This window comes from Streptomyces aureus (assembly GCF_000725495.1).
Taxonomy (GTDB): Bacteria; Actinomycetota; Actinomycetes; order Streptomycetales; family Streptomycetaceae; genus Streptomyces; species Streptomyces aureus_B.
Map to the genome: position 1 here is coordinate 15,347 of NZ_KL647043.1, position 12,279 is coordinate 27,625.

Genomic DNA, 12,279 nt, shown 5'->3' on the forward strand with positions numbered 1-12,279 from the left:
CGGCGAGAACCCAGTAGGGACGCAGCCCCGTCGTGACAGGCTGGCACCGGATGTCTCAGCCCTCCCGCTGGACAGACCAAGCCGACGACAACCGTTGCGGACGCCGGCCGAGCAAAGGAGCCGTATGCAACCGTGGCTTCGCCGGATACTGTCCTTTCTCGCGTACACCACCGCCATCCTCGCGGTAGCCGGGCTGTCCGTGTGGCTCTCGGTTCGCGTCACGCCTCTGCAGACCGTCTCGCCGGTCGGCCAAACAGTGCAGGTGGGCGCAGCCGCACCAACCCTGAGCTTGTCGGGACCGGGTGAACTGGAGCTCTTCGGCCAGGTCATCCCCACTCGGCCCCGGTTCGAGGGCCCCATCCGCCCTCGGCTGAAGCTCACGCACATCGCCCTGAACGCCCAGGCCACTGCTCTGACCAAGCCGGGAGGCGCCCAGGCCGCCGGAAGGGAACTGAGCGAACAACTCGCTTCCGCCTGGACGCGCTACCTGCTGTGGGAAACGCTGATCGCCGCGGGATTCGCGGCGCTAATCGCTGCCGCTGTCGCCGGCATCCGCCGCTGGGGCCGTACCGGGACGCTGTGGGCACTCGCGGTCGCCGTCGCCGGCGTGTGCGCGCTCAACGCCCTCGGCGTCTATCTGCTGGCCTCCGCGACTCCCGCCGCCCTGCAACAGATCCGCGGTATCGAGGACCTAGTCGGACCGAGCACGCCGACGCCCGTTCAAGCTGTAGGCATTCCTGCCCTGCCGGGAGTCCAGGCCGTGGTCATCGGGGACTCCACCGCCGCCGCAATCGGCAACGCTCCCCTGGACAACCCCACCGGAACGGACAGGACATGCGGCCGCAGCAAGGACGCCTACGCGGTCTATCTCGCTGCGGCGAACAACTGGAACACTCTCAACCTGGCCTGCAGCGGAGCCACCATCCGCGATGGTCTCCTTGGCCCTCAGCAACGCGGCACGACCGAAGTCCCTCCCCAAATTTCGGCCGCGACGAAGGCCACCAAAGCCTCCGTGATCATTGTCAGTATCGGCGCCAACGACATCCACTGGTCCACACTGACCGCGCTCTGCGCCGCCGCAGACGCCTGCAACGACAAGGCGTCCACCGCGTACTTCCAACAGCAAACTGCCGCCTTCACCGCCGATTACTACGACCTGCTCGGCAACCTGGCCGCACTGCCCCAGCACCCCCGCGTTCTGATCAACGAGTACTACAACCCCTTCGGCGAGAACGTCGGCTGCCTCAAGGACCAGCGCGTCACTGCTTCCAAGGCCAAGGTCCTCGAGTCCCGCCTCGAGGAACTCAACTCCGTATTGCGCCAGGGGGCGCAGACCTTCGGCTTCACCGCCGTACCCCAGCACTTCGATGGACACCGGCTCTGCAGCGACCAGCCGTTCGTCCAGGGGCCCGACGCGAACGCGCCACTGCACCCGAATGCGGCAGGTGAACTCGCCATCGCTCTCGCCGACCAGCAGGCCCTGACACGCACCAGCACCTCACCTGCAACCCCCACGCCCAACTCCGCCGCACAGCACGATCGGTAGCTGCGGTATAGGCCCACCGCCATTAGCCGGGCCTCCCCCACTCGGCATTCCTCTACAGCGCCGCGTCATTTCCCAGGCTCTGTCCCCTGACCGCAAACGGTTGCCCTCCCGTCACACGGCCCGTCTCCCTCTCGGTCCGCACTGCCGCCCGCCGCCCTGTGGGCCGGCCCGGCTCCGCATGAATGCTGGTCCGGCACCGTCAGCATCACCGCCTCAAGCGGGCACACTTGCATCCCCCCCCGACCGTCACATCCGTCCGTAACGCCCCGCAAGGAGATGAACCGCGAGAAGACCAACTTTCCCAACACACCCATCGCGGAGGGCAGCTCCCATAGCGCAGCACGACTCATCGAAGCGGGAATTCGACGGAGCGTGACTGTCTGCGCCGCAGGCGGGGCAGAGCATCAGGCGGCGCGCAGACGCTGTCTGGACAGCCTCATGTCCAGGAGAGATCCTGTTCGGGGAGTACGGCGAGATGTCCCAGCTCCAAGGCGGAGGTACCCACGATGGACTGGTGGTTCTGGCTCGTCGTGGTTGTGGCCCTGCTCGCGGCTCTGGCCGGAACTGTCGTGGGCATCCAGGCGAAACGGCGCCGTGGTGGTGTGATCATTGTGCGGCGTGCCCGTTCCAAAGGGAGAGGCAAGGCCGCATGAGTACGCTCATGCTGGCATCGGAGATCAGCAAACGTCCCGTGGTGACACTCGGCGGTGAGGCCGTGGCCCGGGTAAAGGATGTCGTTCTCGACGGTCACACCGGCCGGATCTCGGGGTTCACCCTCAGCGGCCTGCGGCTGTTGTCCGGCCCCAGACGCCAAGCATTGCCCTGGGAAGCGGTGGCGGGCCTGGGCCCCCACGCGGTCATGATCCAGGATGAAACAGCGCTCAAAGACCGAGATGAGGTGGCCGACCTCGCCGAGGCAGCAGAAGGTAACGTCCTCGGAGCCCGGGTACTCACGGACACCGGAATGGACCTGGGGCAGGTCACCGATGTGGTGGTTGAGGTAACAGCGTCGCAGGCAGTGGTCGCAGGATACGAGGTCGCCCCCACAGAGACACTCGGCCATAAGACACGCACCGTGTTCATCCCGCTGGCGAGGACGATCGCGGCCTCCGGCGAGGCACTCGTCGTACCGGCAGCAGTGGCCGACTACGTGACCGAGGACCTGGCTGCCCTCGACAAGGCAATCCCTGAGTTCCGCAGCCGCATGGGCGAGAAGAAGACGTGATGCTGCTCTCCGAAATCATGGACCGGCCGGTCATGGACACGGACGAGGCCCAGAGCATCGGCCAGATCGACAGTCTGGTGATCGCACCCCGCCCGGCCCACATACTTGCTCTGCGGTTGAAGCACACCGGGGGCGGCGGCACTCTTCTTACCTGGTCATACGTACACGCCATCGGCCCCGATGCGGTCATGGCCCGCGTCAATGCCCGTGAAGCCTCCGAAGAGGACATCGCCGAACACGCCGCCGTATGCCGCAACCTCCTCGGCCGGCGCGTCCTGACACAGCGCGGCACGGAAATCGGCACTCTCCAGGACATCGACTTCGACCCCGATTCCGGCCGAATCCTGAACCTGCTCATCTCCTCCGGCACTCTCCCGGCACAGAGTCTGATCGGCGTTGGCAACTACGCCCTGGTCATCCAGGAACCGTGAAAACCCGTACTCGGCAGGGTTGTTGTACATCCCAGAAATCGAACGAACGAAGCCTTGGTTCAACATATCGCCAACACCGCGCCACACCGCCATGGGCCGCCGCAGCAGGCATTTAAGGTTGTAACACGATCTTGTCGGGGCCGTGGGCAGCCAGCTGTGATCGTGGGCCATGACCTGGAGGCGCTGATCAGACGCTGCCGAACCGGCCACGGGAGGGATTCCGTCCCGAACTCGCTGTCCGCCTGGTAGAAACGCTTCGAAGGGGGAGGAATATCGGGCGGCTTCAAGTGTGAATGCGGCAACGTCTTCAGCGGTTCCCGCAACCCAGGTCAGCTCGGCTCGTGCCCGACGAGCTCTTCGTCCAGATCGCCTGGCCTGCTTCTGCCGATCTCGACACTCAGGAGCGGCAGCGTGCAGAGGTACAGGAGCGAAAGGGTCTGCTCGACGATGTAGCGGAGCTTGCCCGGACCGTTGAGGTTCGGGGTATCCCTGCGGGAGGTCACTGGCAGGATCCGGTGCCTGTGCAGCGGCTCCCGATCTTACCGATCAAGCTTGCCGGATGCCGCCCATCTCCGCAGCGAAAGCGGTCGGCGTGCTGCCGAATCCGCGGAGCGTCGCCTGAAGGGTCCACCCTCCGATGCCATCCCTGGTGAACTCCGCAACCGTCGTGGCGGTCGACGCGGCGACCTGTGCGAAGTCGTGCGCCACCAGTTCCGTGTAGTCCTCGACGATCAGCACTCCCGCGTTCGCGATGTCGCCGAAGGTTCGGAGGCCGTGGTCTTGATGGATGGCCACACCCACCACGACCCGTGCGTAGGACGACGCCAGCCGGTCGAGCTCCAGAACCATCACCTCGACGAAGCCGAAGCCCTGACCGGTCTCGCTGTGGCGGCTCATGTTGATGGTCCCGTCAGGAGACCTGCTCTCGGTGTGGACGACGTATACCGGCCGTCCATGAGGGTCGTCCACTGAATAGGTTGCGGCGATGATGTCGAGATGACGCGGCGGCTGCCCCCAGGGGCTGGGATCCCAGCGGAGCTTCACCTCTACCTTCGCAAGTCCCCTGCCGACGCCGCTCACAGGACGTTGCCTCCCCCGCACCAGACTCGTATGGAATGTGTATCCATGCCGTCAAGTATGTCTCTCCGGAGCACTGTTCATGTAGGCCAGGTGCTACGAAGTTTGATCCGCGCGGGTGGGTGAGGGCCCAGACACTGACCTTCTGCAATCTGCCGGCTTTTGCGGACAGTTGGCAGGCTGTACGAACTGGTGAAGCTCCTGGTGTGTTCTCAGCCAGAACCCGGGCCTGTCTGGAGCGACGTTTGCTTGCCTACCCGTCGGCAATCGATCTGTCCGCGAGCTTCAGCGCACCAGCACGGGATCGGTACGCGTTGGCGGCGGCTCGCTCCTGTCCGCCAGACCTGGCTGGTCCTGACCACCATTGTGCTGGCCCTGACCGGGTGAGCCTTCACCTGGGAGTCGAGGCGTCCCGCCGGCGTATGTAGGTGCGGGAAACCAGCGCGACGCCGAGGATTAGCTGTACGACGAAGAGCACATCGGACCAATGTGGGGCGTTGAGGGGGACGCCCCACACGGCCCAGGCCAGGGCGCGCATACCGATGATGACGGTGGCGACGATTCCCCAGGATTCGGCGACCGATGGCCACCGGCCTGATTTCCCGGCCTGCGCGGTGCCATCCTTCTTAGCGGCCTCGCTCTGACTCCTCAGCGTTTTGATCGCTTTAATCTTCTCAGTGCCGGTGAGGTCGGGGTGCTCGCGCTCGATCTGGTCCTTGGCGTCCTTGAGATGCATCGCTTCCCCCCTTCCTCGGACGGATTCTCCCCGCCCCCACAGAGGCGGTCAACGACCACACCATTCAAGGGGAGAGACATGACGACACCCACCGCGAACAGGGTGAACGTTGGCTGATGCTAGTTCGGAAGCTCCGGGAATCGCCGCTGTACGTCGTAGGGGCCTCTCGACGCCAGACCCGTCGCCATTCTTGATGTCTGTACTGCTCTGCGTGCCGACCGTTCAAGGTCAACACTCCCATCGCCCAGGCGCATCCGCTGGCCAACATGAACCATGCGGTCATGGCACCCTCCCCTCCGGCGACGGCCTGCGGTGACGTCCTCACCCCGGGCTCGATCCACAAAGCGGACCTGAAGGCCAGCCAGTACTGGATCAGCAGCGGCCCGAAGACCGCACGCCAGATCGACACGCAACTCCACTGCAAGAAGAGCAAGTGAGAGAGGAGGACGCGATCCCGCCGACCTGCTGATAGCGAAGACGAGAGGTTGGTGTCAGCCGCTGGTATCAGTCGCTGGCCTCAGCCTAGACAAGGTCTGCCTCGCCGTTGCACAGCACGGGTCGGTCGTGGCCGGATGGCGGAGTCCCCGGCACATCACTTCGGCGTCGCGCCCTCGCAGCTCTCCGAAACCTCCACCACCTCGAAGATCACCGGGAAATCGGTGATCTGCTGGTTCGGTCCCGGCTGGGAGTTGCAGATCTTCCACGCGGACGGGTCGTCCACCGGACGGCCCTGTCCGCTCGCGTCTTTGAAGGTCATGTCGAGTTCGGAGCCCATCTGCTCGTACGCGCGCCCGGCGTTGCCGCCGATGACATCGGGCATCGTGGCTGCGACCGGCTCTGGGTTTGCCGAACGATGCGTCTCGGCGGCCCCCGAACTGGTCCTGGTACTCGCCGAGACATCCGGCACGGATGATGCTCCGCAGGCAGGGACTGAGGCCAGGAGAGCGGCAACGAGGGCGGGTCTCAGAAGCTTGGTAACGGGCATGTGCTGTTCCCCCCAGGTGACGGCAGTTCCAAGCAGTATTCAACCCGATGATCGTTTCAAGTCGCAGCCCGGCCAGCGAACGGCTCAGAACCGAGTGATCGGCATCGCATCCCCCGGCCGCGTCTTGAGCGTGAGACGGGCCCGGCTGGCGTCGGCAAGACCTCGCTGACCCTGCTCTGTGCGCACGCGCACGCCGGCGCGTTCCCCGACGGCATCCTCTACGCCGACCTGCGTGCCCTGGAACCGGACGGCACCGGCGGTACGCATCCAGCGTCCTGCATACCTTCCTGCTGGCGCTCGGCTTCGAGGAGGAACGCTGCCACGGCACGGCCAGGCCACCCGAAACCAAAACAGAACATATGCGACGCCCGCTCATCCTTCGCGAAGGCGGTCCCTCACCCGTGGCACTGCACTGCCAGGCTCTGGGCCCGCGGCGGGCGTCCGGTGCCCCGCGGCGCAGGGCCCTTTGGGCCAGCAGGTCACCGACAGCGTCAGCGGCAAGCCGGTCACATCGTGCGGACCGGCCGATCCACGTCCGTCGTAGCCGGGCGGACATGTGCCCCTTCGACGTTCGATGCTCACGAATTCGTTCGCGTGTACAGAGCCACGTCCTGGCCGACCGCGCGGACCAAGGTGCCGGCGCCACGGTCCGTGCTCCCTGCTACGGCCACCGTGACCTGCCCGGGTGCCGGACGTGGCTTTCGGCGAAACTGCGCAGTTCGCTGCGCGTCAGGGCGAGGTCGGCAGCAGCCTCGGTGGCACGGCCGCTGGGGAGGTAGCGGACGCCGTCGATCTCGCAGATCAGCAGTCCGACGCTGGTGTCGCACACCAGAGCCTCACCCACCGGGGCGGGGCCGCCGACGGTGCGGCGCCCGTAGCCGCGGGAGCGGGATATCGGCTGGAGGAACAGCGGAGCCGCCGCGTTTCCACCCTCCGGTCGGAACAGGACTAGAACCATCTCGCCGGGGTCCCGGCAAAGGCGGACGTAGCGCATGGGCTGCCATGCCTCGTCCCCGGCACTCGAACGTACAGCTCGGATCACCGGACCGCAGAAGGCGGAGCGGTCGAGGGCAAACCAGCCGATCCGGGCGAGGGACACGATGGCGACCGTACCGAGCACGAGGAAGCGCCAATGCCCCAGATGGAAGTGGTCGTCGAGGATGGCAGCGCAGGAGAGGATCAGGAAGTACCAGGCACCGGTGCCGAGAACGGTGGCCAGAACCCAGCCGCGCGGCGACACGGACGTGCGTCCGGAACCACGGCGCGGCAGGGTCACCTTGGGGCCCGGGCGATGACGATCGCCGTGCCTGGCCGCGGCGGCAAGGCCCGCGTAACTCAGATCGTCCTTGAGGGTCGGCCACCCTTCCGTGGCCTCCTGGTCACCCGAGGCTGGCTGTGGAAGGACTGCAGGGTCTGCCCGGCGAGCCAGCCGGACGCGGCGGGCGCAGACCAGCGGGTTGACGACCAGCGCACCCGCGAGGCCGAGGAGGCCGAAGCCGCCCCCGAGCACGGCGACCACGAGCGGGGTTGTCCTCGTGTCGACGGCCTCGCCGAGGAAGGGCCATGGCAGGGCGACGATCGGGATCGGGCCGCCGGGACGGCTGTGTGTCATGTCGCAGTCCACACTCGTACGCTGCGAACCGCCGTCCCAGCCAACGGTGCAGCTGTCATCGTCATGGTTCACCCGGATGACTTCAGCGGTGGTGCGCGTGCCGAGCAGAGCGACGTCCGCAGCAGCCATGCCCACGAACAGGGACGCCGCGAGGGTGAGCACCGCCCATGGCGGCGCCGTCGGCAGCGGCAGCCGCCGGGCAAGCGCCGGGGCCGTCTGTTCACCCAGCCAGGCGCCGAGGGTACGCGCGTCGTGCGTGGCCAAGCCGAGCTGCAGCACCTGGCCCTCGGGCGTTCGGTAACGCAGGCCGACCTTTTCAACGGACGCCCGGTTGAGGGTGGTGACCGTGGCTTCCAGCGGCTCTCCGCCGCGTGTCAGGGCGATTGTGTTCCCAGAACGGTCCAGAAAGACCGGCCCGTCGAGGCGCTGGTCGACCAGCAGGCGGCCCTTGCGGCCATCGAGCCGGCAGCGGAAGTGCACGGGCCGGCCCGCCGCCAGACCGCGCCGTCTCCGTGCCGCCGCCCACCGAGCCAGCCCGGCTATGACCAAGGGGATCACCAACGTCCCCACAAAGCTGCCGATCATTGATTCCGTCGTCCCCTGAGTCATGAGTGATCGGAGAAGATTACGAGGGCTGCCAGGGACGCCGGTGTGGGGGTATCTGAGCGTGCCCCACTCCTGGGTGTGGTCACCCTCCTGCTCCCGCAGTGCGGCGTCCTGGAGGCGGGCAGCTCCCGAGGGAGCCATCGTCAAGATCTGTGGATCACCGATCAGAACCAGTTGATCGTGTCCTTCAGGAGGCGGGCGAGCTTCCCAAAAATGGTCGCCGTTCGCTCGCCAGGTCTTCTCCGTCTAGTCGCCTGCCGCTTGCCGGTTGGTCCACCAGGCGTGGCCTGGTGATCACGATGGGATCGGTGGCCGTGCCGCCAGCAGCCCGGTCCCCGTGGCCGACTCCGCGCACAGCCCGGGCGAACGGCGCGCAGCACGGTATGAACGCGACGGGTCTCGTTTCTGAGGGCTGTGGACGTCGTTGAACGGTGTAGCGCGCAAGGGAACCCCGCCCGAAGCGCCTACCCCGTGGGTCCTGCGCCTGCCTGCGACACCGGGATCAGGCCCCCTCGCCTCTCTCCATCTTGATCGCTGAAGGCCGTGTCGAACCTGCGGGTCTGTCGTTCACATCATGCGCGCTGGCTGTGTCCGCCCGCCGTGGCCGGCGCGCAGTGGACGAGGGCCCAGCTTGTGCCGTGGGGGCAGGCCCTCCCACGCGGCCCGGGCCCGTCATTGCGGCTCTGCAGACCCGGGCCGCACCACCCCCTCCCCCGTCACAGCTCGGGGGCCGCAGTGGAGGTGCCGCGGTGCATGTGTCGACCGGGGAGGTACCGATCATCTGGCTCATCATGAGGACATGAGCAAGCACGACGATTTCCTGGCGTGGGTGAATACAGCCCTGTTTGAGGCGGAGGTAGCGTTACACAACGGCGATGCGGGTCCCCGCCGGGCGTTGTGGTCGCGCAACGAGCCGGTGAGTGTCCTGGGCGCGTGGCGCAACGCTCTCGGGCGGCAGGAGGTTGACAGGCTTTTCACTCTGCTCGAGCAGAGTTTCTCCGGCTGTTCCTCGTATGTATTCGAACTGCAGGCATGCGACGTGTCGGAAGAGATGGCCTACACGGTCGGCCTCGAGCACACCAGTGCCCTGGTCGACGGAGAACCGCGCACATACACATTGCGGGCCACCCAGGTATACCGGCGCGAAGATGGCGAGTGGAAGGTGGCCCATCGCCATGGCGACACGGTGACGGAGTAAAAGGTGCCCGGCCCGAAAGCCCCTCGGCGGGAGACGTCGTGGCCCGCTTTCAAGCCAGGGAGCTGCACGACCGATTGGGCGCGGCGGAGGCGGCTTGGGCCGTATGGAAAGTGCGGCTCATCGTGACAAGCCAGAAAGAACAGCGGGAGCGTTAGCGGACTGCCGGCTTCAGCCTCCGCGGCCTCTCCCTGATCATCAGGTGCACTACGGGCAGATCACCTGGCGCGCCCACATCGCCGGCGGACCCCAGTTCGTCTCGTTGGCTCTCAATACTGTCTGGTCCACGAAGTCGGCTCCGGCGGCGGTGGCAAGGTTCGGGACGAGGGCGGTGACCGGGGTGTGGGCGCCGGGGCGTCCGTTGCCCGCGGCAGACATGCTCGGAACCTGGCCGGAACGAAGCCTGCCGCCCGCGTGGGATTGGGTGACCACGCGGGCGGCAGGGGAATGAGGGCGTCAGACGTTGACGCCGAAGTCGGAGGCGATCCCCGACAGGCCGGAGGCGTATCCCTGGCCGACCGCCCGGAACTTCCACTCGGCACCGTGGCGGTACAGCTCCCCGAAGACCATCGCGGTCTCCGTCGAGGCGTCCTCCGAGAGGTCGTAGCGGGCGATCTCCTGTCCGCCGGCCTGGTTGACGATGCGGATGAAGGCGTTGCGGACCTGGCCGAAGCTCTGGCCGCGGTTGTCCGCGTCGTGGATCGAGACCGGGAAGGTGATCTTGTCGACCTCGGCGGGTACGGCGGCAAGGTTGACCTTGATGCTCTCGTCGTCGCCTTCGCCCTCACCGGTGAGGTTGTCGCCGGTGTGCTCGACCGAGCCGTCCGGGCTGGTGAGGTTGTTGTAGAAGACGAAGTGCTGGTCGGAGATGACCCGGCCGGACGCGTTCAGGAGCAGCGCTGAGGCGTCGAGGTCGTAGTCGATGCCCGTCGTGGTGCGGACGTCCCAGCCCAGCCCGACAAGGACCGCGGTCAGGCCCGGCGCCTCCTTGCTGAGCGAGACGTTGCCACCCTTGGACAGGGAAACTCCCACGATGCTCTCCTCCAAAAGCCCGTACCGACCGGCCCTGCGCGAACCCCCGGGAACTCTACAGGACTGTAGAAATGTTGATGAGGGGAACGATCTCGACGCTCGGCCAAGTGATGCGTCAGTCCCGCGAGTTGCCGAAGAGCAGGCGGTATCCGATCAGCAGGACCAGCGCGCCGCCGATCGCCGATCCCCAGGTGGCGAGGTCGAAGAAGTCCCGCTGGACCGGCCGGTCGAGAAGCTTCGCCGACAGCCAGCCGCCCAGGAAGGCGCCGACGATGCCGATCACGGTCGTGCCGATCAGCCCGCCCGGATCACGTCCGGGCAGGACCGCCTTGGCTATCGCTCCGGCCAGCAGACCCAGAACCAGCCATGCGATGACACCCATATCTCCCGCTCCCCTCTCGTCAGTCCCCCGCATGCTGCGGAGAGCGAACGCCCCGATGACGTCGCTTCTACAATCGTGTAGAGGGTACGCGGTCGGCCGCGCGATGGCTCGTATCAGTGAAGCCGTCTCCGGGATCCGTACGATGTACCGCCTGTGAACTGCGGTTCAGCGGAAGGGAGAAGGGCGTGACGGACCAGCGACAGCCCCCTCGGCGTAGGGGGCAGGGCGAGCTGGAAGGGCTGGTCCTGTCGGCCCTGGGCGAGGCGGACGGGCCGGCCAGCGCGGGCTGGGTACAGGAGCGCCTGGGTGGAAACCTCGCCTACACGACCGTGATCACCATCCTCACGCGGCTGCTGGCCAAGGGGGCGGTGACCCGCGAGCGTGCGGGCCGGTCCTTCGTGTGGACGCCGGTGCCCGGCCATGCCGGCCTCGCGGCCCACAAGATGCGCAAGCTGCTGGACGGCGAGAGCGACCGGGAAGCGGTGTTGGCCAGCTTCGTCACCTCTCTGAGACCGGGAGACGAGCGTGTTTTGCGGGAACTGCTGGGCCGGGTGAAGGACGAAGGGGAAGACTGAATCCGCATGGGGGTGTTCGTCTTTCTTCCGCTGGTCCTGCCGCTCACGGCGTGGCCGATCGCCCGCCTCGCCGAGCATCACCTTCATCCCCGCACCGCCACGCGACTGCTGACCACCCTGGCCTGCGCCATGGCGGCATGCAGCTCCGTCTGCCTCGGGCTGCTGATGGTGGTCGGCACCGCCCAACTGCCCGGCAATCCACTGCCTGACGGCTGGTCGGACCCGGAAGTGCGCGCGGCCGTGCCGTACGACGAGGTCGCCGGGCGGGCGGCCGTACCCGCCCTTTTGGTGGTGGCCTCCGTGTGCGGAAGAACTCTCTGGCGACACTGGCGGGTACGCCTCAAGGCTCACCGAGCACTGGCCGGCCTGCCAGGGACCTCGGTGGCGGTACTCCCCGACGACGTTCCCTACGCCTACGCGTTGCCCGGCAGAAGACGCGACCGGGTCGTGGCGACGACAGGACTGCTGTCCTGTCTCGAACCGGTCGAGCGACGCGCCCTGTTCGCGCATGAACGCGCGCACCTGGCCGCCTCCCACCACCGCTTCCTGCTCGCCGTCCGACTGGCCGCGCAGGCCAACCCCTTCCTGCATCCCCTGCGGACGGCGGTCGCGTACACGACCGAGCGGTGGGCGGACGAGGAAGCGGCCGAGGCTGTCGGTAGCCGCCCCACCGTGGCGCGCGCGATCGGCAAAGCGGCGCTGGTCTCCCGCAGTGCCCCCGCGCCCACCCTCGCGGGACTCGCGGCGCCCGGACCCGTACCACGTCGAGTCGCCGCCCTCCTCGCCCCGGCACCCGTCGTGGTACGCACCTGGCCGTCCGCGTTCACGACGGTGGGCCTGGCGGTATGGACGGCGGCCGCCGGTACGGCGGCGTCGG

General features: G+C 67.1%; 16 protein-coding genes. 8 read left to right on the forward strand and 8 right to left on the reverse strand.

All coding sequences use genetic code 11. From position 1 onward, the window contains the following. The first annotated feature begins 124 nt into the window (after positions 1-124). The 4 genes from IO36_RS42415 to IO36_RS42425 all read left to right on the forward strand — a co-directional run bounded on the left by IO36_RS42415 (position 125) and on the right by IO36_RS42425 (position 3,202). Positions 125-1,546: an SGNH/GDSL hydrolase family protein gene (locus IO36_RS42415; RefSeq protein ID WP_063764958.1), complete on the forward strand. Its 1,422-nt coding sequence runs from the start codon at positions 125-127 to the stop codon at positions 1,544-1,546. 506 nt (positions 1,547-2,052) lie between these two features. Beyond that, the gene (locus IO36_RS47600; RefSeq protein WP_167347445.1) at positions 2,053-2,199 is read left to right on the forward strand and encodes a hypothetical protein; all 147 of its coding nucleotides are present in this window, start codon (positions 2,053-2,055) and stop codon (positions 2,197-2,199) included. Beyond that, the gene (locus IO36_RS42420; protein WP_037628712.1) at positions 2,196-2,771 is read left to right on the forward strand and encodes a PRC-barrel domain-containing protein; all 576 of its coding nucleotides are present in this window, start codon (positions 2,196-2,198) and stop codon (positions 2,769-2,771) included. Before IO36_RS47600 ends, IO36_RS42420 begins: the two co-directional genes overlap by 4 nt. Then, a complete protein-coding gene (locus IO36_RS42425) occupies positions 2,771-3,202 on the forward strand; it encodes a PRC-barrel domain-containing protein (RefSeq protein ID WP_037628713.1) in 432 nt (143 codons plus the stop codon). Before IO36_RS42420 ends, IO36_RS42425 begins: the two co-directional genes overlap by 1 nt. Before the next feature lie 329 nt (positions 3,203-3,531). Here the strand turns inward: IO36_RS42425 and IO36_RS47250 are convergent, their stop codons facing one another. From IO36_RS47250 to IO36_RS42435, 3 genes are all read right to left on the reverse strand, one after another. After that, positions 3,532-3,705, reverse strand: a complete 174-nt coding sequence (locus IO36_RS47250; RefSeq protein WP_158997784.1) for a hypothetical protein — start codon at positions 3,703-3,705, stop codon at positions 3,532-3,534. A gap of 43 nt (positions 3,706-3,748) precedes the next feature. Beyond that, a complete protein-coding gene (locus tag IO36_RS42430) occupies positions 3,749-4,306 on the reverse strand; it encodes a TerD family protein (protein ID WP_425535578.1) in 558 nt (185 codons plus the stop codon). Between the two features lie 364 nt (positions 4,307-4,670). Next, entirely contained in the window at positions 4,671-5,015 is a 345-nt protein-coding gene (locus IO36_RS42435) for a hypothetical protein (RefSeq protein ID WP_037628717.1), read from the reverse strand. 281 nt (positions 5,016-5,296) lie between these two features. On the opposite strand from IO36_RS42435, the gene IO36_RS47255 reads away from it, so the two are divergent. Then, positions 5,297-5,452: a hypothetical protein gene (locus tag IO36_RS47255; RefSeq protein ID WP_158997786.1), complete on the forward strand. Its 156-nt coding sequence runs from the start codon at positions 5,297-5,299 to the stop codon at positions 5,450-5,452. A 155-nt stretch (positions 5,453-5,607) separates the two neighbouring features. On the opposite strand, the gene IO36_RS42440 is transcribed toward IO36_RS47255, so the two are convergent. Together IO36_RS42440 and IO36_RS42450 are read right to left on the reverse strand one after the other, a co-directional pair. Then, on the reverse strand, positions 5,608-5,922 hold the full coding sequence (locus IO36_RS42440; protein ID WP_158997788.1) for a hypothetical protein: 315 nt from the start codon (positions 5,920-5,922) through the stop codon (positions 5,608-5,610). 739 nt (positions 5,923-6,661) lie between these two features. Continuing rightward, a complete protein-coding gene (locus IO36_RS42450; RefSeq protein WP_037628721.1) occupies positions 6,662-8,197 on the reverse strand; it encodes a hypothetical protein in 1,536 nt (511 codons plus the stop codon). An 820-nt stretch (positions 8,198-9,017) separates the two neighbouring features. On the opposite strand from IO36_RS42450, the gene IO36_RS42455 reads away from it, so the two are divergent. Beyond that, on the forward strand, positions 9,018-9,416 hold the full coding sequence (locus IO36_RS42455) for a YybH family protein (RefSeq protein WP_037628722.1): 399 nt from the start codon (positions 9,018-9,020) through the stop codon (positions 9,414-9,416). A 204-nt stretch (positions 9,417-9,620) separates the two neighbouring features. Here the strand turns inward: IO36_RS42455 and IO36_RS47260 are convergent, their stop codons facing one another. The 3 genes from IO36_RS47260 to IO36_RS42465 all read right to left on the reverse strand — a co-directional run bounded on the left by IO36_RS47260 (position 9,621) and on the right by IO36_RS42465 (position 10,827). After that, positions 9,621-9,791 carry a hypothetical protein gene (locus IO36_RS47260; protein WP_158997790.1) on the reverse strand — a complete coding sequence of 57 codons (171 nt, stop codon included), beginning with the start codon at positions 9,789-9,791 and terminating at the stop codon, positions 9,621-9,623. Positions 9,792-9,869: 78 nt separating this feature from the next. Beyond that, positions 9,870-10,445 carry a TerD family protein gene (locus tag IO36_RS42460; protein WP_037628724.1) on the reverse strand — a complete coding sequence of 192 codons (576 nt, stop codon included), beginning with the start codon at positions 10,443-10,445 and terminating at the stop codon, positions 9,870-9,872. A 115-nt stretch (positions 10,446-10,560) separates the two neighbouring features. Next, entirely contained in the window at positions 10,561-10,827 is a 267-nt protein-coding gene (locus IO36_RS42465; protein ID WP_037628726.1) for a GlsB/YeaQ/YmgE family stress response membrane protein, read from the reverse strand. 185 nt (positions 10,828-11,012) lie between these two features. Between IO36_RS42465 and IO36_RS42470 the strand changes: the two genes are divergently transcribed. Together IO36_RS42470 and IO36_RS42475 are read left to right on the forward strand one after the other, a co-directional pair. After that, entirely contained in the window at positions 11,013-11,402 is a 390-nt protein-coding gene (locus IO36_RS42470) for a BlaI/MecI/CopY family transcriptional regulator (RefSeq protein ID WP_037628728.1), read from the forward strand. Between the two features lie 6 nt (positions 11,403-11,408). After that, a partial coding sequence (locus IO36_RS42475) for a M56 family metallopeptidase (protein WP_037628730.1) occupies positions 11,409-12,279 on the forward strand: 871 nt, incomplete at its 3' end.

Excerpts from the sequence above, each read along its gene's own strand:
- IO36_RS42465 (WP_037628726.1), bottom strand. The coding sequence starts at position 10,827 with ATGGGTGTCATCGCATGGCTGGTTCTGGGTCTGCTGGCCGGAGCGATA.
- IO36_RS42420 (WP_037628712.1), top strand. The coding sequence starts at position 2,196 with ATGAGTACGCTCATGCTGGCATCGGAGATCAGCAAACGTCCCGTGGTG.
- IO36_RS42455 (WP_037628722.1), top strand. The coding sequence starts at position 9,018 with ATGAGCAAGCACGACGATTTCCTGGCGTGGGTGAATACAGCCCTGTTT.
- IO36_RS42425 (WP_037628713.1), top strand. The coding sequence starts at position 2,771 with ATGCTGCTCTCCGAAATCATGGACCGGCCGGTCATGGACACGGACGAG.
- IO36_RS47255 (WP_158997786.1), top strand. The coding sequence starts at position 5,297 with ATGGCACCCTCCCCTCCGGCGACGGCCTGCGGTGACGTCCTCACCCCG.
- IO36_RS42450 (WP_037628721.1), bottom strand. The coding sequence starts at position 8,197 with ATGATCGGCAGCTTTGTGGGGACGTTGGTGATCCCCTTGGTCATAGCC.
- IO36_RS47260 (WP_158997790.1), bottom strand. The coding sequence starts at position 9,791 with ATGTCTGCCGCGGGCAACGGACGCCCCGGCGCCCACACCCCGGTCACC.
- IO36_RS42415 (WP_063764958.1), top strand. The coding sequence starts at position 125 with ATGCAACCGTGGCTTCGCCGGATACTGTCCTTTCTCGCGTACACCACC.
- IO36_RS47600 (WP_167347445.1), top strand. The coding sequence starts at position 2,053 with ATGGACTGGTGGTTCTGGCTCGTCGTGGTTGTGGCCCTGCTCGCGGCT.
- IO36_RS42435 (WP_037628717.1), bottom strand. The coding sequence starts at position 5,015 with ATGCATCTCAAGGACGCCAAGGACCAGATCGAGCGCGAGCACCCCGAC.